Genomic DNA, 20,878 nt, shown 5'->3' on the forward strand with positions numbered 1-20,878 from the left:
GACCGGGCGTTTGGCGTATGGCGTGGGGAAAGAAGAAGGGTGGGCGGAAGGAGCCGCTATTCGGCTTGCCTGCGGCGCTCGCCGACCTGCGCCTGACCGCGGCGGACCGCATTCCCGGTGGCGACGACAAGCCGAAGAAATCAGCGAAATCATCCGCCAAGCGCAAGAGCGACGATGCCGGCGACGAGCCGCCGCGCGAGCGCAAGGTATCGGCCGGCCCCGGCAGCGCCAAGCGACGGGCAAAGTCGCGCGGAGGCTTCAGCCTCGGCCGTCTGGTCTATTGGAGCGCGGTGCTGAGCTTGTGGGGCGTGATCGCCGTGATCGGCGTCGTGATCTATGTTGGCGCCCATCTGCCGCCGATCCAGTCGCTGGAAATCCCTAAGCGCCCGCCGACGATCCAGATCGTCGGCATCGACGGCAGCATGCTGGCGCAGCGCGGCGAGATGGCCGGCGCCAACGTCGCGCTGAAAGACCTGCCGCCCTATCTGCCCAAGGCGTTCATCGCCATCGAGGACCGCCGCTTCTATTCCCATTTCGGCATCGACCCGGTCGGCATCCTGCGCGCCCTCGTCACCAACGTGCTCCATCGCGGCGTCTCGCAGGGCGGCTCGACGCTGACGCAGCAGCTCGCCAAAAACCTGTTCCTGACCCAGGAGCGAACCATGCAGCGCAAGCTGCAGGAGGCGGAGCTCGCGATCTGGCTGGAGCGCAAGCATTCCAAGAACGAGATTTTGGAGCTCTACCTCAACCGCGTCTATTTCGGCTCCGGCGCTTATGGGGTCGAGGCCGCGGCGCAGCGCTATTTCGGCAAGTCGGCCAAGAACGTGACGATCGCCGAAGCCGCGATGCTGGCGGGCCTCGTCAAATCGCCCTCGCGTCTTGCGCCGAATCGCAATCCCGAGGGCGCGGAAGCGCGCGCACAAATCGTTCTCGCGGCGATGGCGGATGCGAAATTCATCACCGACGCGCAAGCCAAGGCCTCGATCGGCCATCCCTCCTATAACGTGAAGCCGGTCGGCGCCGGAACGGTCAATTACGTCGCCGACTGGATCGGCGAGGTGCTGGACGATCTCGTCGGCCAGATCGACGAGAGCATCAAGGTTGAAACCACGATCGATCCGAAGCTGCAGAGCGTGGCGGAAGCCGCCATCATCGACGAGCTCGCGGCCAAGAGCGTGAAGTTCAACGTCAGCCAGGGTGCGCTGGTGGCGATGACGCCTGACGGCGCGGTACGCGCCATGGTCGGCGGACGGAACTATTCCGAGAGCCAGTACAACCGCGCGGTCACCGCAAAGCGCCAGCCGGGCTCCTCGTTCAAGCCGTTCGTGTACCTGACGGCGCTCGAGCAGGGGCTGACGCCGGATACCGTTCGCCAGGACGCCCCGATCGAGGTCAAGGGCTGGAGGCCTGAGAACTACACCCACGAATATTTCGGCGCGGTGACGCTGACGCAGGCGCTGGCGATGTCGCTCAACACGGTCGCGATCCGCCTTGGCCTCGAGGTCGGACCGAAGAACGTGGTGCGCACGGCGCACCGGCTCGGCATCTCCTCGAAGCTCGAGCCGAACGCCTCGATCGCGCTCGGAACATCGGAAGTCTCTGTCGTCGAGTTGGTCGGCGCCTATGCGCCGTTCGCCAATGGCGGCCTCGCGGTGGCGCCGCATGTCGTGACGCGGATCAAGACGCTCGGCGGCAAGCTGCTCTACATGCGCCAGCCGGACGAGCGCAACCAGGTGATCGACCCGCGCTATGTCGGCATGATGAACACGATGATGCGGGAGACCTTGATCAACGGCACCGCCAAGAAGGCCGAGATCCCGGGCTGGCCGGCGGCCGGCAAGACTGGCACCAGCCAGGATTACCGCGACGCCTGGTTCATCGGCTACACCGCCAACCTCGTCACCGGCGTCTGGCTCGGCAATGACGACAACTCGCCGACCAAGAAGGCCACCGGCGGCGGGCTGCCGGTGGAAGTCTGGACGCGCTTCATGCGCACGGCACATGAGGGTGTGCCGATGGCCGCCTTGCCGAGCTCACCAGGCGGCTGGGGCCTTTCGAACCTTGCGCAGGCCGCCTCGCAAGTCTCCCCGCCGACAGCGGCCGGACCTGCACCGACGAACAATCGCCCGCCGCCTCCCACGCGCGCCAATGTACGCCCCGAGGCGGCGGCAGGGCTCGACGGCTGGTTGATGGACCGGCTGTTCGGCGGGACCAGGTAGATTCGGGTTGAGGTCCTGAGCGCATCAAAACAAAACTGCGAAAACAACCCCATGCACAGTAGCCGGTGATAGAGGAATCAACGGCTTACGCGGATCGCAAAACAGCTGACGCTGGCGGCAAGACCATTTGACACGTCGGGGCAAAACAGCAGCGTTCGACGGAGGCCGATGATGGCTGGGCGGTGAATCCAGCGCGCCGCAGCCTCTCGACCAAACAATCACTGCCTCTCGAATACCGGATCGCCCGCTCCAGTGCGCAAGCGCCGACAAGGCCGACAATGACACCTTCCAGCAAAAGCAGGGCCTAATCCTCGACCCCATACCGGTGCAGATCATTCCCGCACGTGTCGAGCCACTTCTTGGCGCGTTCCATCGACGGGCAGATCTTACCGCAGACGCGCCAGAACCGCGCCGAGTGGTTCATCTCGACGAGATGGGCGACCTCGTGGGCGGCGAGGTAGTCGAGCACGAAGGGCGGTGCGAGGATCAGCCGCCAGGAGAACGACAGCGAGCCCGCCGAGGTGCAGGAGCCCCAGCGGCTGGACTGGTCGCGGATCGAGAGCCGCTTGACCCTGACGCCAAGCTCGGCCGCGTAGGCCTCGGCTGAGCGCTGGAGATCGCGGCGCGCCTCACGCTTGAGGAAGTCGCTGACGCGGCGGTCGACATGCTCGAGACCACCGGCGACGCAGAGAATGCGTTCGCCGGACTCGCGCATCTCGGTCCACACCGTGCCGCGCTGGCCGGCGCGATGAACGATGCGATGGGGCGTGCCGCGCAACGGTATCACCGTGCCTGGCTGGAACGGAGCCGCCTTCGGCAACCGGCCGAGGCGTGCGGCGATCCAAGCGCCGTGACGCTGCGCGAAGTCTTTTGCTTCGGCGAGCGTGCCGCGCGGCGGCATGGTGAGGATGGCTTCGCGATCGCTCGGATGGATTCTGAGCGTATAGCGTCGCGCGCGTCTGTGGCGGCGCAGCCGGATCGCAAAAAATTGCGAGCCGTGGGTGATGACGAGGGTCTTTGGTTCGTGGGGCCGCCGATAAAGGAGCGCGCGAGTGGCCATGTCTGTCAGTCCGGGGGGCAGGAGGGCGCCCCGATTCTGCCATAACCGCCGCCATGGGAAGCGCTCGGCGCAAAAACAAATCATTTGCCCAATATACAGCGGTCAGGCGTCCGGGAGACCCTACAGACTGGGGTTGGAACCATCAATTTTCCTCCCCGCTGGACGCATGCGGCACCCCCAAGGGGTGAGTAACGACTCACTCCTTTGAGGTTACCTTAATACCGCGAATCTGGACGGAACCGCCCGCTCCAAAAGGCCCCGGCAGGGCAGGAATTTTCGACGGGAAAGCCGAAATACGCGACTATTCGGCCGCGAGCGCCTGCAGCGAGGTCGGATTCGCCGCCGACACCATGAAATCATGGATCCGCGGCACGATTTCCGACTTGAAACGCGAGCCGTTGAACACGCCGTAATGCCCGACGCCCTTCTGGACGTAATGAACGCGGCGATGATCGGGAATCCCGCTGCACAAAGTGTGCGTTGCTTCGGTCTGACCGAGGCCGGAGATATCGTCCTTCTCGCCTTCGACCGTCATCAAGGCCACGCGCGTGATCCTGGAAGGATCGACGCGTGTTCCGCGATGGGTCATCTCGCCCTTCGGCAGTGCGTGCTTCACGAACACGGTGTCGACGGTTTGCAGATAATACTCCGCGGAGAGATCCATGACTGCGAGATATTCGTCGTAGAATTCGCGATGCTTGTCGACGAGATCGCCGTCGCCTTTCACCAGATTGGCGAAGAGCTGCTTGTGGGCATCCATATGCCGGTCGAGATTCATGCTGATGAAGCCGTTGAGCTGCAAGAATCCCGGATAGACATCGCGCATCATGCCCGGATGCGGGAACGGCACCTTGGTGATGACGTGGTTGCGGAACCAGTCGATGCCGCGCTCCTGGGCGAGGTTGTTCACCGCGGTCGGATTGCGGCGGGTATCGATCGGCCCGCCCATCAGCGTCATCGAGGTCGGCACAAAGGGATCACGCCGTGCTTCCATGATCGAGACGGCGGCGACGACGGGGACGGAGGGCTGGCACACCGCCATAACGTGGGTGTTGCCGCCGAGAACGTGCAGCATCTCGATGACATAGTCGATGTAGTCGTCGAGATCGAAGCGGCCCTCGCTGAGCGGCACCATGCGGGCATCGGCCCAATCGGTGATGTAGACCTCATGCGCGGGCAGAAAGGCCTCGACCGTACCGCGCAGCAGCGTCGCATAATGGCCGGACATCGGTGCCACGATCAGCACGCGCGGCTGCGGACTGCGCAAGGGGCGAGCGAACTTGCGATCGAAATAGAGCAGCTTGCAGAACGGCTTTTCCCAGACCGAACGGATCTCGACGGGGACGCGGATGCCATTGACCTCGGTGTCGTTGAGGCCCCATTCCGGCTTGCCGTAGCGGCGCGTGGTGCGCTCGAACAATTCGCAGGCCGCGGCGACCGACTTGCCGACCTCGGTACGCGCCCAGGGATTGAGAGGATTCTGAAACAGGAGCTTGGTCGCATCGGTGACCGCGCGCGCCGGATTGAGAGAGGCTTGCGCCATCTCGTACATCCAGTACATCGGCGTCGTCAGGACCGGACTGCCTTCAGCCGCCAGGGGCGGCGCGCCGCCAAACTCACCAATAGGCATCGCTCATATCCCTCTTCGCATCGCAGCATACTGCCGAATGCGCAATATTGCGTCAATGCATGGTTCCGTACATCTACGTAGCGGAAGCGCCAAAACCAGCATGAATCCACGGGAAAGTGACGTTATTCGCCAGCCGAGAGCAGCGAACCGTGCTTCCTGGCGCTTCGCAATAGGGCAAGGAATGCCCCAAAAGATGCGACCAGCAGCACTGCGTTGATGGCCAACGCCTCCAGCATCAGATCGGTCCTAAAGGTTTGCTCGATCAGGAGCGCGCGCATTCCCTCGAAGGCATAGGTCGGGGGCAACGCCCAGGCGACGTATTGCAGCCAGGCAGGCAGCACACTGACGGGATAGTAGACGCAGGCGAGCGGCAGGATTGCGAACATCAAGGTCCAGACGATGCTCTCGGCGCCGAGGCCATTTCGCAGCACCAGGCCCGAGACGAAGATGCCGACCGACCAGCTCGTGAAGATCAGATTGCAGAAGAAGGCGATCAGTGGCAGGCCGAGGGCATAAACATTGAAGTGAAACAGGAACAGCGCGAGCAGCGTCATCGGAATGATCCCGATCGCGAGCCGGATCAGGCTCATCACCATCAGCGACAGCAGAAATTCGATCGGCCTCAAGGGGCTCATCATGAGGTTGCCGATGTTGCGTGCCCACATCTCTTCGAGGAACGAGATGGAGAAGCCGAGTTGCCCACGGAACAGAATGTCCCAGAGGATAACGGCGCCGATCAGCGTGCCGCCGGCGCGCGCGAAGAAATTGGCATTCTCGGCGATATAGAGCTGGAGGAAGCCCCAGGTGATGACTTGCAGCGCCGGCCAATACAAGAGCTCGAGCAGCCGCGGCCAGGACGACATCAGCAGATACCAATAGCGCAGGATCATCGCGCCGATGCGATGGGCGGAGATGCCGCGGCGGAGCGAGAGCTGGCTCATGGCGCCCTCCCGCATAGCGATGGAAATGCCGCGCACGATCTATCCAAGACGTCATTGCGAGGAGCTCGCGACAAAATTGTGTAGCAATTTTGCGCTGATGCGACGAAGCAATCCAGAGTCCTTCTGCAGAAAGATTCTGGATCGCTTCGCTTCGCTCGCAGTGACGAAAGGAGCACCCGCTGCCTTCTCACTCTCACTTCGCCGCCTCCTTCGCACCGTTCACCCGCCCGCGTGCGACGTCCAAAAACACCTCCTCCAGCGTGGTGCGGTTGTAGCGGGCCATGATCGCCTCAGGCGTGTCGTCGTCCTCGATGCGGCCGCGCTTCATGATGATGACGCGATCGCAGAGCCGCTCGACCTCGAGCATGTTGTGCGAGGCCAACAGGATGGTGGCGTGGTGCTGCCTGCGATAGCGCTCCAGATGCGCCCGCACCCAATCGGCGGTGTCAGGATCGAGCGAGGCGGTCGGCTCGTCCAGCAAGAGCAGCTCGGGTTGGTTGATCAGCGCTTTCGCGAGCGCGACGCGGGTCTTCTGCCCGGCGGAGAGCTTGCCGTTGGCGCGATCGATGAAATCGCTGAGGTCGAGATCATCGGCGAGCTCGGCGATGCGCTCGGACAGGTTCTTCACCGCGTAGAGCTTGCCGAAGATGGTGAGGTTCTGTCGCACCGTGAGCCGCATCGGCATGTCGACATAGGGGCTCTCGAAATTCATCCGCCCCAGCACGGACGCGCTCTCCTCAGGCATCCTTCGCCCGAGCACCTGCACACGGCCGGAGGTCGGCAGCACCAGGCCCATGATCATCGCAATGGTCGTGGTCTTGCCGGCGCCGTTGCCGCCAAGCAGCCCGGTGATGCTGCCGCGCGGCAACGAAAAGGAGATATCGTCGACGGCGCGGGTCTGCTTGTAGACCTTGACGAGATGATCGACCGCAATCGCCGCAGGTGCGCTGCGATCCGCGACAGTCGGCCGACTTGAAGCCTTGTCATTCTCAGTCATGCTGGCCGTTCTTCTGCTATTGCAGCCGATAGCGCAAGGCTTGTAATTCCTGGGTGGTTCCGTGAGCCCAGCGCTTGTGATCGAGAAGGCACCGCCACATTGGCCGACATGACCGAAATTGCCGATTCCGGCTTTCGCCACGCGCAGCGGCATATCCGCCTGGACACGATCCTGCGGCTGCGCTGGCTCGCGGTGCTGGGGCAGCTCGCCGCGATCTTCATCGTGGCGCAGGGGCTGGAATTCAACGTCGAGATCGTCCCCTGCGTCAGCATCATCTTCCTGTCGGCAGCACTCAACCTGGCGCTCCAGACGGTGGCCAATCCAATGCAGCGGTTGGAGCCGATGCAGGCGGCCGGACTGCTGGCACTCAACATCGTGGAATTGGCTGGGCTTTTGTTCTTCACCGGCGGCCTCCAGAACCCGTTCTCGTTCCTGTTCCTCGCACCCGTGCTGATCTCGGCCACGGCGCTGCCCGCCCGCTTCACCTTTGGCCTCGGCCTGCTTGCCGTTGCCTGCGCCTCGATCCTGTTCTTCTTTCATCTGCCGCTGCCCTGGGATTCCGATGATCCCCTGGTGCTGCCGCCGATCTATCTCATCGGCGTCTGGCTCTCGATCGCGCTCGCGATCGGCGTCACCAGCCTCTACTCCTTCCAGGTGACCGAGGAGGCGCGCAAGCTCGCGGACGCGCTGGCTGCAACCGAGCTCGTGCTGACGCGCGAGCAGCATCTGACCCAGCTCGACGGATTAGCTGCCGCAGCCGCGCATGAGCTCGGCACGCCGCTCGCGACCATCTTCCTGATCTCGCGCGAATTGGAAAAGACGGTGAACGATCCGACCATCGCCGCCGACCTGAAAACCCTGCGCGAGCAGACCCAGCGCTGCCGCGACATATTGAGCAAGATCACGCAGCTGTCCTCCACCGGCGCGCCGTTCGACCGCATGAAGCTGTCGGAGCTGATCGAGGAGGTGGTTGCGCCACATCGCGACTTCGGTGTCGAGATCAAGGTGCGGATCGCGGTGGCCGTCGCGGCCGAGCCGGTCGGCTCACGCAACCCCGCGATCCTCTATGGCATCGGCAACATCGTCGAGAACGCAGTCGATTTCGCTCGCACCACCGTTGAGGTGAACGCCTGGTGGAACAAGGACCATATCGAACTCGTGATCTCCGACGACGGTCCCGGCATCCCGCCCGACATCCTCAACCGGATCGGTGAGCCCTATCTGTCGCGGCGGCGCACCCAGGATGAAGGCGGCGGCGAGCGGCGCGGCCTCGGTCTCGGCGTGTTCATCGCGCGCACACTGCTCGAACGCACCGGCGCCAAGGTCTCCTTTACCAACCGGACCTTTCCGGATCACGGCGCGGTGGTCCAGATCAATTGGCCGCGAGAGCGTTTTGAGGCTATCGAGACGCTTGAAGAAACAATAGGATAGGCCGCGACCTTGCGTCGCACAACGGGGCCGATCGACTATTGGCCGCCTTGGCACCGAACGATTGCGACGCCATATGTCAATGCGCTGGAGAGAGGACAACACCTTGAACGCCATCGCCGAACTGAACGAACAGACCGACCGCTCGCTTCTCATCGTGGAGGACGACAAGCCGTTTCTGGAGCGGCTGTCGCGCGCGATGGAGACGCGGGGCTTTGCCGTGACATCCTGCGACACCGTCTCGGACGGTCTTGCGCAGATCGGCAAATCGGCACCGGCCTTCGCCGTGGTGGATTTGCGGCTCGGCGACGGCAACGGCCTTGACGTGGTCTCGGCGCTGAAGAAGAAGCGCCCGGACGCGCGCGCGATCGTGCTGACCGGCTATGGCAACATCGCCACCGCCGTGACCGCGGTAAAGATGGGCGCGGTCGATTATCTCTCGAAACCCGCGGACGCCGACGACGTCGTCGCGGCGCTGCTCTCGACCAGCGCGGAGAAATCCGAACTGCCGACCAATCCGATGTCCGCCGACCGCGTGCGCTGGGAACACATCCAGCGCATCTACGAAATGTGCAACCGCAACGTCTCGGAGACGGCGCGCCGGCTGAACATGCACCGCCGCACGTTGCAGCGGATTTTGGCCAAGCGCGCGCCGAGGTAGTTTTCGCCGCACTTGCGCCCCGGACGCAGCGCAGCACGAAGTGGTGCGCTGCTGAGCTGGGGCCCATGCCTCAGCATACATTGTCGCCTTCTGGGTCCCGGCTCTGCGCCGCAGCGTTCAGCTGCAGCGCGTCCGGGACACGAGTGCGCCCTACTCCCAGAAATCCGCGTGTCCCTGCGGATCGACCAGGCGGTTGATCCGCAGCGCTGCCGCCATCGCGAAGCGCACCGTCATCTGCTTGCGCGTGGCGGCAGCAAGCTTGTGCTCGGGCGCCTCGCAATGCATGTGCGCGCCATAGGCGTCGGCAATGATGAGGCCGGTATCTTCAGGAAAGATCTCGCACGGCAGATCCTGCGTGAAGGCGAAGAACAGCCGGTCGCAATGAGCGCGGTATTCGTGCCATTTCTGATCGGCGCGCAGATCCTCCACCGACGACTTAATCTCGACGATCCAGACCTCGCCGCGCTCGTTCAACGCGACGAGATCGGCGCGGCGGCCCGACGGCAGCGGCAATTCGCTGATGCATGAGAAGCCGAGCGATCGCAACAGCCGCGCCGTCCCGCGCGCAACCGCAAGCGCCGTCTCCGACTGGCGACGGTCCGGCGGCGGTACGAGAGCGATGTTGCGGGCGGTGTTGTCCATGGGAGGAGGATAGCCGATTCCGTGAGGGACGGACACTGTCTCCCCACCCGTCATTCCGGCGCGCGCCCGCTTGGGGCGAGCCCGGAATCCATAACCACAGGAAGTGGTTGCTTAACGAAGACGGTCACTTCGAATCTTCGCCAAACTTCTCCCTGGGGGTTAAGGGTCTCGGGCTCGCTACGCGCCCCGGGACGACAGCGAGTGTGAGGCGAGAGGGCGGAACCTCCCTTCTCCTTCACACTTATCACGCAGCCGCCGCGCCCGGGCGGATCCATCGAGGCTGCGGCGCATGATCGACGATCTCTGGTACAAGAACGGCATAATCTACTGCCTGTCCGTCGGCTCCTACATGGACGCCAACGGCGACGGCATCGGCGACTTCAAGGGCTTGCTCCGCCGGCTCGACTATCTGCACGGGCTTGGCATCACCACGATCTGGCTGATGCCGTTCCAGACCTCACCGGGCCGCGACGACGGCTATGACATCGCAGACTATTACAGCGTCGATTCCCGCTACGGCACGCTCGGCGATTTCGTCGAGTTCGCCCATGGCTGCAAGCAGCGCGGCATCCGAATCATCATCGATCTCGTGGTCAACCACACCTCGGACCAGCATCCCTGGTTCAAGGAGGCGCGGCGCGACAAGAACTCGCCCTATCGCGACTGGTATGTCTGGTCCGACAAGAAGCCGGCCAACGCCAACGAGGGCATGGTGTTTCCAGGCGTGCAGAAATCGACATGGACGCGCGACAAGGAAGCCGGTGCCTGGTACTTTCATCGCTTCTACGATTTCCAGCCCGATCTCAACACCTCAAACCCGCGCGTGCAGGCCGAGATCCTCAAGATCATGGGGTTCTGGATCCAGCTCGGCGTCTCCGGCTTCCGCATGGATGCCGTGCCCTTCGTGATCGCGACCAAGGGCGCGAAAGTGAGGAAGCCGGTCGAGCAGTACGACATGCTGCGCGCCTTCCGCGAATTCCTGCAATGGCGCCAGGGCGACGCCATCATCCTTGCCGAAGCCAACGTGCTGCCGAAGACGGACATGGAATATTTCGGGCGCGACGGCGATCGCATGCACATGATGTTCAACTTCCACGTCAACCAGAACCTGTTCTACGCGTTGGCCTCGGCCGACTCGCGGCCGTTGGCGAAGGCGCTGAAGGCGACCAAGCCGCGGCCGGCCACCGCGCAATGGGGGCTGTTCCTGCGCAATCACGACGAGCTCGATCTCGGCCGCCTGACCAAGGCACAGCGCGAGATCGTGTTCAAATGCTTCGGTCCCGACAAGGACATGCAGCTCTACGACCGCGGCATCAGGCGGCGCCTCGCACCGATGTTGGGCGGCGACCGCCGGCGGCTCGAGCTCGCCTATAGCCTGATGTGCACGCTGCCGGGGACGCCCGTCATCCGTTATGGCGACGAGATCGCGATGGGCGACGATCTCTCGCTGCCTGAACGCAACTGCGCGCGCACGCCGATGCAATGGTCGACCGAGCCGCATGGCGGCTTCACCAAGAGCAACAAGCCGGCATGCCCCGTCATCGACAAGGGCCCTTACGGCTACGACCACGTCAACGTTGCCAAGCAGCGGCGCGATCCCAACTCGATGCTGAACTGGACCGAACGCATCGTGCGCATGCGCAAGGAGGTGCCGGAAGTCGGCTGGGGCGATTTCGCGATAATTCCTGTGCGCGATCCCGCCGTGTTCATCATGCGCTATGACTGGCGCAACAATTCGGTGCTGTTCGTGCACAATCTCGACGAGAAGCCGCGCGAGATCGCGTTCTCGGCCGGATTGCCTGATGGGGCCGGCGCGCACCTCGTCAATCTGCTCGCGGAAGACCACAGCCACGCCGACAAGCGCGGCCAGCACCGCGTCGTGCTGGAGCCCTACGGCTATCGCTGGTACCGCGTCGGCGGGCTGGATTATCTGTTGAAGCGGAGCGACATCGACGGGAGCACGGTGCGGGCGAAGAAGCATCCGGGGTGACGTCGAGAGCCGCAATCTGCTCCACTGCTTCAACGATCGTCATTGCGAGGGTAGCGAAGCAATCCAGAATCGCGCCGCGGTGACAGTCTGGATTGCTTCGATGCGCTCGCAATGACAGGGAGATAGCAGTGGTCACTCTTCCGACGTTCTCCTGGCGAAAGCGTGGCTACGTCGGCGGCGCCAGCACCATGCCCTCGTTGCCGCGCAAGTCCAGCACGCCCTCCAACTTCTCCCCCTCGCGATCGAGAAACGTCGACAGCAGGATCTCGCTGCCGAAGGGGATGGCGCTGGTGGTGACAGCGATCGGATCGGCGCCGAGATTGAGCGCCACGATCACCGCCTTGCCGCCGGCCTCGCGGCGATAAATCAGCAGATCGCCTTGCGCCGAGATCGGGTGATAATCACCTGCGACCAGCGGCGGGGAAGCTTTCCGCAACGCGATCAGGCGCCTGTATAGCGTGAGGATCGAGCGTGGATCGGCTTCGAGATTGACGACGTTTTCGCGGATGTGATCCTCCGGCAGAGGCAGCCATGGCCGGACCTCCGAGAAGCCGGCGAAGTTGGAGGAATCCCATTGCATCGGCGTGCGGCAGCCGTCGCGGCCGACACCGATGCCGGGCACGTTCTTCTCGAAGGGGTCGCGTACGTCCTCCGGCGCGATCGCGAGCTGATGCATGCCGATCTCGTCGCCGTAATAGAGCGTCGGCGTGCCGCGCAGCGTCAGCAGCAGCATGGCGGCGACACGCGCCTGCTCGGGACCGACGCGGCTGGCAACGCGCGGACGGTCATGATTGCCGAGCACCCAGTTCGGCCAGGCGCCGCGCGGCAGCGCCTTCTCGTAATCCTCGATGATCTTCTCGATCGAGCGCGCGCTCCAGAAGGTCGAGAGCAGCGCGAAGTTGAACGGCATCTGCGCGCCGGTCAGATCGTTGCCGTAATAGGCCACCAATCGATGCAGCGGCAGATAGATCTCGCCGATCAAGACGCGCGCGCCAAAGGCATCGGTGACACGCCGCATCTGCGCGATCACGTCATGCACCTCCGGCTGATCGGTCGAGTATTGCGTCAGGATCTTCTCGTTCGGCGCCCGGCCCTCGACGTAGTGCGGGTTCGGTGGATTGTCGCGGAATTCGGCGTCCTTGATCAGGTGCCAAATCACGTCGACGCGAAAGCCGTCGACGCCCTTCTCCAGCCAGAACCGCATCACGTCGTAGATCGCCGTGCGAACCTCCGGATTGCGCCAGTTGAGATCCGGCTGCTGGGCCAGGAAAGCATGGTAATAATATTGGCCCGTGGTCTCGTCGAATTGCCACGCGCTGCCGCCGAACTCGGACAACCAGTTGTTCGGCACGCCGCCATCCGGCGCCGGATGGCGCCAGATGTACCAGTCGCGCTTGGGATTGTCGCGTGAGGACCGGCTCTCGATGAACCAGGGATGCTGGTCCGAGGTGTGGTTGGGAACGAGGTCGAGGATCAGCTTCAGGCCGTTGTCATGGGCGGCGGCGAGCAGCGCATCGAAATCTTCCATCGTGCCGAACAGCGGCTCGATGCCGGTATAGTCGGAAATGTCGTAGCCGAAATCCGCCATCGGCGAGGGAAAGATCGGCGACAGCCAGATCGCGTCGACGCCGAGCGATTTGACGTAAGGCAGCCGCCTGAGGATGCCGGCGAGATCGCCGACGCCGTCGCCATTCGAATCCTGAAACGAGCGCGGGTAGATCTGATAGAAGATCCCGTCGCGCCACCAATTCGCATTGCCTTGAGCCATGCCGAAAGACCACCCAAATCTGCGCCCTCGCGCGGGAGAACGCGACAGCGACGCCCCGGTTCAAATTGGCAGATCAATTGGGACGGCGGTGTGACCATTGTTCCCGGTCTCGTTCCGGCTGTTTGGCCCGAATCTTTTGCTTGGCGGCCTGGCAAAAATCGGCATTGTGAGGCCATGACCGAGCAAAATGACACCAAAGCCAAAGCCGGCGCGATCATCGTGCCCGTGACGCTGTTCGAGCAGAACTGCACCATCATCTGGGACGAGCCCTCCAAAAAGGCCGTGGTGATCGATCCCGGCGGCGACGTGCCGAAGATTCTGGATGCGATCAAGCAGACCGGCGTCACCGTGGAGAAGATCTGGCTGACCCACGGCCATATCGACCATGTCGGCGGCGCGGCCGATCTGCGCGACGCGCTGAAGGTGCCGATCGAGGGCCCGCATGAAACGGACAAGTTCCTGCTCGACAATGTGGTCGAGAGCGGCGCGCGCTTCGGCATGACGGGGGTGCGCAACTTTGCGCCGGACCGCTGGCTCGACGAAGGCGACAGCGTCTCGATCGGCGGCTTGCAGTTCGACATCCTGCACTGCCCCGGCCACTCGCCCGGCAGTGTGGTGTTCTTCAACAAGGACTTGCGTTTTGCGCATGTCGGCGACGTCCTGTTCGCCGGCTCGGTCGGACGCACCGACCTGCCCGGCGGCAGTCACGCCACGCTGATCAATTCGATAAAGACCAAGCTCTTGCCGCTCGGCGATGACGTCGGCTTCATCTGCGGACACGGCGCCGGCTCGAGCATCGGCCAGGAGCGGATGACCAATCCGTTCATCACCGGCGAGATGTAAGGTTCTACTCGGCGGCGTCCGCCAGCGCCGCGGGTTCGCTCAGGTTACGGTCGCCCCATTCCCGGATCGCGGCGACGACCGGCACAAAACTCCTGCCCTTGCGAGTCAGGCGATACTCGACCTTCGGCGGCACCTCGCCAAAATCCTTGCGGTCGATCAGGCCGCTCGCCGTCAGCGCCTTCAATTCGCGGCTGAGCACGCGCGGGGTGATCTCCGCGCTGCCTTCCGTGCCGCGCAGCAGACCGCTCCTGATCTCGCCGTAGCGGCGCGGACCATCCTTCAAATCCCAGACGATGCGCAGCTTGTACTTGCCGCTGATCATCTTCTGAAACGCCGCGACCGGACAGGTGCGCGCCGGGTTCGCTGTTGCCTTCACCAGTGCCTTGGCCATCTCGTCTCCTCCATGCGCATCCAGCTTGCACGAGAATAGGGGCGGCGCCGAAAAAATCCATACTATCAATTTTGTCCATACTTGCAGGATCGCGTGCAAGGCGCAGATGATTGACGCACATGACGAACAGGGAGCGTCACATGAAGCACTTCATGATCAAGTATGAATTCAGGAGCGGCACGACGGAGGCCTGGCACCAGGAGGTCGGCCGTTTCATCAGGGCGATCGACGGCGATCCGGAGCTGAAAGGGCGGATCGGCTATCGTGTCCTGAAGCACCGCGACGACGGCAGCTATATCCACCTCGCCAGCGTCATGGACGATACCGCGCAAAAGACCCTGCAATCGCGCGACTTCTTTCGGGCCTATCAGGAGATGACGCGCAAGGTGGCCGGCGGCGAGGTCACGGTGACGCCGATCGAGATGATTGGCGCAACGGCGTAGTGAGTATCATCTGCCTGCGCGACAAACTACTTCATCAACCCCGCCGCCGTCAGCGCGCGCGTGATGATCCGGCCGAGATCGAAGCTGCGTGTTCTCTCGCGCTTCGGCTCGGCCGGCTTTTCGGCGACAGCGGTCAGGATCGAGCGGGCGAGATGCGGCGCGGGCGTCAGCGCCGGCTTCGATGACTTGGCTTGCGCCTTCTTTGCCGCCTCCGGAATCCAGCCGGTGAGACCGAAGAACTTTGCGATGTGATAGGACGAGGAGATGCCGGCCTCGATCAGGAATGCGCCTTCCATGCCGTAGCGCTGATCGTTGTCGGCGAGACCGAGCGGCGTGCCGTGCGCCATGTCGGTGATGGCGTAGGACTCGACCAGCGTCTCGCCGTCCTTGTTCCACCAGGCCTGACGCGGATAGCCGTCCACAATGGTCTCCGCCATCGGCACCTCGGGCAGATCGTGCAAATCGAGCCATTGCTTGACGATCTCGTTGGCATTGCCGGGGTTGACGGTGCGGTCGGCGCTGCCGTGCCACACCGACACCTTCGGCCAGGGACCACGATGATCAGAGGCGCGGCGCACGAGATCGCCGAGCTCGCGCGCCGGACGCGCCGGGGAATGGAACATGCCGTCCAGCGCCTCGCGCAGGTTCGAGGCAATGCCATAGGGCAAGCCGGCGATCATCGCGCCGGCCGCGAAGACTTCCGGATAGGTCGCGAGCATCACCGACGTCATGCCGCCGCCGGCGGACAGGCCGGTGATGAAGATGCGCTTGGGGTCGATGCGATGCGCTTCCACCATGTGCGCGATCATCTCGCGAATCGAACGCGCCTCGCCGCTGTCCCGTGCGGTGTCTTCCGGATTGAACCAGTTGAAGCAGGTGTTGCCGTTGTTGATGCGCTGCTGCTCGGGCATCAGCAGCGCGAAGCCGTAATGCTTCGCCAGCGTCGACCAGCCGGCGCCGAGATCGTAGCCGGAAGCGGTCTGGCCGCAGCCGTGCAGCACGACGACGAGCGCGCGCGGCTGCTGAAGCTGCGCCGGCACGAACGCGAACATGCGCAAGGTCCCGGGATTGACACCGAAGCCCGTGACCTCTTGCAGTGGGCTGGATGAACCTGCGCTGCGGCCGAGTTCGGCAAAGCGCAGACCGTCCAGCTTTGGCAGACGTCTCAAGAGATCGACATTTCTGGCTAACGACACGGCAACTTCCTGGTGGGCGAGGTTCAACTCCAGCCAAACCAGATAGTTGCTGCATTGCGAAATAAAAAGGCCGTGTGCTGTCAATCCTGCAAAATCGACGGGATTTCCCGTGGAATCTGCGCTCATTAACCGCAATGCCCTGACTTCGTGCCGATGCGGGGCGCATTCACGCCAGAAATGCGGCGCAGATCATGATCAATGTGACAGACAGCCCAAGCGAGATGAGAAATCCTGCGCGCGCTGAAGGCGCGGCTGCCCCAATCGTCGGTGACCAACAGATGCAGGATCGCCGGCACCTGCTCGCACCATCAAGGCGGCGGTCGCGCCCTGCGCCAGCTACCGTCCGAGCATGACGATCTCCTGTGAATGATCAAACGCGATCGCCTTCCGGCGCCAGAGCACGGCATCTACGTTCTTCGTGCCCTGACAAAGGTCGCGGGTGGCCGGGACAAGCCCGGCCGTAAGCGCCTGCACGCAAGAATGGGGGAGGAAAAAGACAGACGCATGCGCGCATTCCGCCATGCGGGACATCGTACGATTGCGTTCGCTTCCGCGAGCACGTAGCCTCGCCGCTTCAACAAACAGAAAATCAAAGCCGGAGAGAACGCCATGGCGCGCCTGAAGTTTGGAGCCTTTCTTGCCCCGCATCATCCGATCGGGGAGCATCCGATGCTCCAGTTCCGGCGCGACCTCGACCTGGTCGAGCAGCTGGATAGCCTCGGTTATGACGAGTTCTGGTGCGGCGAGCATCACTCCTCCGGCTGGGAGATGATCGCATCGCCCGAGATGTTCCTGGCCGCGGCCGGCGAGCGCACCAAGCGGATCAAGCTTGGCACCGGGGTGGTGTCGCTGCCCTATCACCATCCCTTCAACGTCGCCCAGCGCATGGTGCAGCTCGACCATATGACCGGCGGCCGCGCCATCTTCGGCTCCGGCCCGGGCGCGCTGGCGTCCGACGCGCACACGCTGGGCATCGACCCGATGACGCAGCGCGACCGCCAGGACGAGGCGATCGGCGTGATCCGCCGCCTCTTCAACGGCGAGCGCGTCACCGCGAAGAGCGACTGGTTCACCATGAACGACGCCGCGCTCCAGATCCTACCCTTGCAGGAGGAGATGCCGTTCGTGGTGGCCTCGCAGATCTCTCCCTCCGGCATGACGCTCGCCGGAAAATACGGCATCGGCATCATCTCGCTGGGCTCGATGACGACGCAGGGACTGATGTCGCTGCAGCAGCAATGGCAGTTCGCCGAGGACGCGGCGAAAAAACACGGCACCAATGTGAGCCGCGCCGACTGGCGCGTGCTCCTGACCTGGCATATCGCCGAGACACGCGAGCAGGCGCGCCGCGAGGCCGGTGCAGGGCTGATGCGCTGGCACAACGAATATAATGTCGGCACGTTGCAACGTCCGGGCCTCACGGCTTTTTCCTCACCTGATGAGGCCGTGGACAAGACCGCCTTCGTCGAAGGCGCGGCATCCACCATCGGCACGCCCGACGATCTCGTCAAAACCATCAAGAATGTGATGCAAGTGTCCGGCGGCGTCGGCGCCATCATCGGCTTCGTGCATGACTGGGCCAATCCGGAGAATACGCGCCGCAGCTGGGACATGGTCGCGCGCTACGTCGTGCCGGAGATCAACGGCTATATCGACGGTCTTCGCAAGTCGCAAAAATTCGTGATCGAGAATCGCGCGATCTTCGAGCGCGCGGGCCAGGCCGTGATGGCCAAGATCATGGAGAACGAGAAGGCCGCCGAGGCGCTGAAGGTGACTGGCCCCGGCCGTGTCGCGATTCCCGCCGTGAACGCACCGGATTTGCAGAAGGAAGCGGCGAAGCGGTAGGCGCCGATCTGCGCTCCCGCAGGGCTGTCGCATATACTTGGCGGCGCCTGAGCGAGCGCCTCGTGCTTCGAGACGACCGCGGAGCCTGTCATCGGGCCGCGCTTTGCGCGGACCCGGTGGCGGTCTCCTCAGGATCAGGCTAAGCGGCATCGGCGTCCGCCGAATCTGCTGCCGCGCGCTCCGTCCTCATCCTGAGGGCCCACCAAAGGCGGGCGTCTCGAAGGATCGGCCGCAAGGACTGCTCTCAAATGCGATTGTCCCGGCTTCGCCGGGACGACAACGACGCGCGTGTGACGATTTTGTGCGCAAACGACCGCCGTGTCATCGCAATCGGCTGTGCTATGCTGACCGTGTCCGCCAACCGGAGCGATCGTCATGTCGATGCAGAATGTGGCCGCCCCTGCGCTTCAGTTCACTGCGCCCAGGCGCAACGAGCTGACGCACATTCCCGGCGACGAGGGCTGGCCGATCATCGGCAAGACCTTTCAGGTGCTCGCCGACCCCAAGGGCCACGTCGAGGCGAACGGCGCCAAATACGGCCCGGTCTACCGCACGCACATTTTCGGCGAGACCAATGTCGTGCTGCTCGGTCCGGAAGCGAACGAGCTCGTGATGTTCGACCAGCAGAAGCTGTTCTCGTCGACACACGGCTGGAACAGGGTGCTCGGTCTGTTGTTTCCGCGCGGGCTGATGCTGCTCGATTTCGATGAGCACCGCCTGCATCGCAAGGCGCTGTCGGTCGCGTTCAAGTCCGGTCCGATGAAGTCGTATCTGCGCGATCTCGATCGCGGCATTTCCGCGCGCGTCGCGCAGTGGAAGGCCAAGCCCGGCGAGATGCAGCTCTACCCGGCGATGAAGCAGCTCACGCTCGATCTCGCTGCGGCCTCGTTTCTCGGCGCCGACATCGGACCGGAAGTCGACGAGATCAACCGTGCCTTCATCGACATGGTCGCGGCCGCCGTCGCCCCGATCCGCCGCCCCCTGCCGGGCACCCAGATGGCGCGAGGCGTGAAGGGGCGCAAACGCATCGTCGCCTATTTCCGCGAGCAGATTCCGCTGCGACGCGGCAATCATGGCGGCGACGACCTGTTCTCGCAGCTCTGCCGCGCCACCCATGAAGACGGCGCGCTGCTGTCGGAGCAGGACATCGTCGACCATATGAGCTTCCTGATGATGGCGGCGCACGACACGCTGACCTCGTCCCTGACCTCCTTCATCGGCGAGCTCGCGGCAAATCCGGACTGGCAGAACAGGCTGCGGGAGGAGGTCCTCGCGCTGGGGCTCGCTCCGAATGCGCCGAGCAGCTTCGACGATCTGGAAAAGATGCCGCTGTCGGAGATGGCGTTTAAGGAGGCGCTGCGGATCAAGCCGCCGGTACCATCGATGCCGCGCCGCGCGATGCGCGCTTTCACTTTCAAGGGCTTTACGATCCCCGCCGGCACCGCCGTCGGCGTCAATCCGCTCTACACACATCACATGAAGGACATCTGGCCGGAGCCGGACCGCTTCGATCCTCTGCGGTTCACCGAGGAAGCCCAGCGCAACCGCCACCGCTTCGCCTTTGTGCCGTTCGGCGGCGGCGCGCATATGTGCCTCGGCCTGCACTTCGCCTATATGCAGACGAAATGCTTCGCGCGGCATTTTTTGCAGAACATCGAGGTGTCGCTGGAACCGGGCTACAAGCCGGACTGGCAGATGTGGCCGATCCCGAAGCCGCGGGACGGCTTGCAGGTGCGGGTGAAGGCGATTTAGCGCCACACCGTCATTGCGAGCGAAGCGAAGCAATCCAGACTATCTCCGCGGAAACAGGCTGGATTGCTTCGTCGCCCGCGACAAAATTGCTTCGCAATTTGATCGCGGACTCCTCGCAATGACGAGATCGGATTGATAGCTCGCAGCACAAGAAGCGCACTCCCTCTCCCGCAAGCGGGAGAGGTGTTGGAGCCCGCCTCCCGCTCGCCGCTACGCCCCCTGATCGAACGCCTTGCGCAAGGCCACGTAACCCTGTTGCTGCTGGCTCCAGTTGCGGCCGCCGGTCATGGCACCGTCGACGACGAGGTCGTGGCCGTTGATGAAGCTGGACTCGTCGCTCGCCAGGAACACCGCGGCGTGGGCGATGTCATCAGGGAGACCGGCGCGCGGGATCGGCTGCGCGGTCTTGTAGACCTCGCGCATCACCGCCGGCGTCTTCTCGGCTGCGTCGGTCGACAGCCCGAGTGCCTTGCCGAAGATTCCGGTTGCGATCGCGCCGGGCGAGATCGAGTTGACGCGCACGTTTGACTCGCCGAGCTCCATCGCCACGCATTTGGTGAGATGGATCACCGCCGCCTTGGCCGCGCTATAGACCATCGAGGACGAGAACCCGGCGAGACGGCCGGCGATGCTGCCATTGTTGATGATGCTGCCAAAACCCTGCTTCTTCATGTGGGGCGCTGCGTGCTTCATGCCGAGCATGACGCTGCGCACCAGCGTCGCCATCGCCGCGTCGAACCGCTCGACCTCGAGGCCTTCGATGCCCCCGGTCTGCGCCGGACCGCCGGCATTATTGAAGAGGCAATCGATCTTGCCGAATTTGTCCACCGCGAGCGCGATCAGCGCCTGCATCTGCGCTTCGACCGTCACGTCCGTCTGGCGGAAGACGCAAGTCGGCCCGAGCTGCTTCGCCAGCGCCTCGCCTTCGGCGATGCGCCGGCCCGCGATCACAATTTTGGCACCTTCGGCAACGAAGACTTCCGCGGTGCGCAATCCGATCCCGCTCGTCGCGCCGGTGATGATCGCAATCTTGCCGTCCAGCCTGCCCATGTAATGTTCCCGTTTTCGAATG

At 63.6% G+C, this 20,878-nt stretch carries 18 protein-coding genes; 8 read left to right on the forward strand and 10 right to left on the reverse strand.

Going from position 1 to position 20,878, the window contains the following annotated elements:
- The first annotated feature begins 17 nt into the window (after nucleotides 1-17).
- Nucleotides 18-2,219, forward strand: a complete 2,202-nt coding sequence (locus IVB01_RS07060) for a penicillin-binding protein 1A (RefSeq protein ID WP_247494326.1) — start codon at nucleotides 18-20, stop codon at nucleotides 2,217-2,219.
- A gap of 304 nt (nucleotides 2,220-2,523) precedes the next feature.
- On the opposite strand, the gene IVB01_RS07065 is transcribed toward IVB01_RS07060, so the two are convergent.
- The 4 genes from IVB01_RS07065 to IVB01_RS07080 form a co-directional block, all read right to left on the reverse strand.
- A complete protein-coding gene (locus IVB01_RS07065) occupies nucleotides 2,524-3,363 on the reverse strand; it encodes a SprT family zinc-dependent metalloprotease (protein WP_247281985.1) in 840 nt (279 codons plus the stop codon).
- Between the two features lie 217 nt (nucleotides 3,364-3,580).
- On the reverse strand, nucleotides 3,581-4,909 hold the full coding sequence (gene phaZ, locus IVB01_RS07070) for a polyhydroxyalkanoate depolymerase (protein WP_247281986.1): 1,329 nt from the start codon (nucleotides 4,907-4,909) through the stop codon (nucleotides 3,581-3,583).
- A gap of 122 nt (nucleotides 4,910-5,031) precedes the next feature.
- A complete protein-coding gene (locus IVB01_RS07075) occupies nucleotides 5,032-5,850 on the reverse strand; it encodes an ABC transporter permease (RefSeq protein WP_247281987.1) in 819 nt (272 codons plus the stop codon).
- Nucleotides 5,851-6,043: 193 nt separating this feature from the next.
- Nucleotides 6,044-6,847 carry an ABC transporter ATP-binding protein gene (locus IVB01_RS07080; protein ID WP_247281988.1) on the reverse strand — a complete coding sequence of 268 codons (804 nt, stop codon included), beginning with the start codon at nucleotides 6,845-6,847 and terminating at the stop codon, nucleotides 6,044-6,046.
- A gap of 108 nt (nucleotides 6,848-6,955) precedes the next feature.
- Between IVB01_RS07080 and IVB01_RS07085 the strand changes: the two genes are divergently transcribed.
- Complete coding sequence (locus IVB01_RS07085) at nucleotides 6,956-8,278, forward strand: ActS/PrrB/RegB family redox-sensitive histidine kinase (RefSeq protein ID WP_247281989.1); 1,323 nt, start codon at nucleotides 6,956-6,958, stop codon at nucleotides 8,276-8,278.
- Between the two features lie 103 nt (nucleotides 8,279-8,381).
- Entirely contained in the window at nucleotides 8,382-8,936 is a 555-nt protein-coding gene (locus IVB01_RS07090) for an ActR/PrrA/RegA family redox response regulator transcription factor (RefSeq protein ID WP_275974801.1), read from the forward strand.
- A 150-nt stretch (nucleotides 8,937-9,086) separates the two neighbouring features.
- Here IVB01_RS07090 and IVB01_RS07095 read toward each other — a convergent pair whose 3' ends face one another.
- On the reverse strand, nucleotides 9,087-9,578 hold the full coding sequence (locus tag IVB01_RS07095) for an MmcB family DNA repair protein (protein ID WP_247281991.1): 492 nt from the start codon (nucleotides 9,576-9,578) through the stop codon (nucleotides 9,087-9,089).
- Nucleotides 9,579-9,867: 289 nt separating this feature from the next.
- Here IVB01_RS07095 and IVB01_RS07100 point away from each other — a divergent pair, with 289 nt between their 5' ends.
- A complete protein-coding gene (locus IVB01_RS07100) occupies nucleotides 9,868-11,568 on the forward strand; it encodes an alpha-amylase family protein (RefSeq protein WP_247281992.1) in 1,701 nt (566 codons plus the stop codon).
- A 166-nt stretch (nucleotides 11,569-11,734) separates the two neighbouring features.
- On the opposite strand, the gene IVB01_RS07105 is transcribed toward IVB01_RS07100, so the two are convergent.
- Nucleotides 11,735-13,336, reverse strand: coding sequence for an alpha-amylase family glycosyl hydrolase (locus IVB01_RS07105; RefSeq protein WP_247281993.1), 1,602 nt, complete (start codon nucleotides 13,334-13,336; stop codon nucleotides 11,735-11,737).
- 174 nt (nucleotides 13,337-13,510) lie between these two features.
- On the opposite strand from IVB01_RS07105, the gene IVB01_RS07110 reads away from it, so the two are divergent.
- Nucleotides 13,511-14,179 carry an MBL fold metallo-hydrolase gene (locus tag IVB01_RS07110; RefSeq protein ID WP_247281994.1) on the forward strand — a complete coding sequence of 223 codons (669 nt, stop codon included), beginning with the start codon at nucleotides 13,511-13,513 and terminating at the stop codon, nucleotides 14,177-14,179.
- A gap of 4 nt (nucleotides 14,180-14,183) precedes the next feature.
- Here IVB01_RS07110 and IVB01_RS07115 read toward each other — a convergent pair whose 3' ends face one another.
- Nucleotides 14,184-14,570, reverse strand: coding sequence for a helix-turn-helix domain-containing protein (locus tag IVB01_RS07115; protein WP_247281995.1), 387 nt, complete (start codon nucleotides 14,568-14,570; stop codon nucleotides 14,184-14,186).
- Nucleotides 14,571-14,710: 140 nt separating this feature from the next.
- Here IVB01_RS07115 and IVB01_RS07120 point away from each other — a divergent pair, with 140 nt between their 5' ends.
- On the forward strand, nucleotides 14,711-15,013 hold the full coding sequence (locus IVB01_RS07120) for a hypothetical protein (RefSeq protein WP_247281996.1): 303 nt from the start codon (nucleotides 14,711-14,713) through the stop codon (nucleotides 15,011-15,013).
- Between the two features lie 26 nt (nucleotides 15,014-15,039).
- Here IVB01_RS07120 and IVB01_RS07125 read toward each other — a convergent pair whose 3' ends face one another.
- Complete coding sequence (locus IVB01_RS07125) at nucleotides 15,040-16,209, reverse strand: PHB depolymerase family esterase (protein WP_247281997.1); 1,170 nt, start codon at nucleotides 16,207-16,209, stop codon at nucleotides 15,040-15,042.
- 336 nt (nucleotides 16,210-16,545) lie between these two features.
- Nucleotides 16,546-16,875, reverse strand: a complete 330-nt coding sequence (locus IVB01_RS07130) for a hypothetical protein (RefSeq protein ID WP_247282060.1) — start codon at nucleotides 16,873-16,875, stop codon at nucleotides 16,546-16,548.
- On the opposite strand from IVB01_RS07130, the gene IVB01_RS07135 reads away from it, so the two are divergent.
- Nucleotides 16,819-18,054, forward strand: a complete 1,236-nt coding sequence (locus IVB01_RS07135; protein WP_247281998.1) for an LLM class flavin-dependent oxidoreductase — start codon at nucleotides 16,819-16,821, stop codon at nucleotides 18,052-18,054. The two genes, IVB01_RS07130 and IVB01_RS07135, sit on opposite strands and share 57 nt — an antisense overlap.
- Nucleotides 18,055-18,429: 375 nt before the next feature.
- Nucleotides 18,430-19,806 (forward strand): cytochrome P450, encoded by a 1,377-nt coding sequence (locus IVB01_RS07140; protein WP_247281999.1) that lies wholly within the window; start codon nucleotides 18,430-18,432, stop codon nucleotides 19,804-19,806.
- A gap of 210 nt (nucleotides 19,807-20,016) precedes the next feature.
- Here the strand turns inward: IVB01_RS07140 and IVB01_RS07145 are convergent, their stop codons facing one another.
- Nucleotides 20,017-20,856 (reverse strand): glucose 1-dehydrogenase, encoded by an 840-nt coding sequence (locus IVB01_RS07145; protein ID WP_247282000.1) that lies wholly within the window; start codon nucleotides 20,854-20,856, stop codon nucleotides 20,017-20,019.
- Between the last annotated feature and the right edge of the window lie 22 nt (nucleotides 20,857-20,878).

The sequence above is a fragment of the Bradyrhizobium sp. 164 genome, from assembly GCF_023073715.1.
Lineage (GTDB): Bacteria > Pseudomonadota > Alphaproteobacteria > Rhizobiales > Xanthobacteraceae > Bradyrhizobium.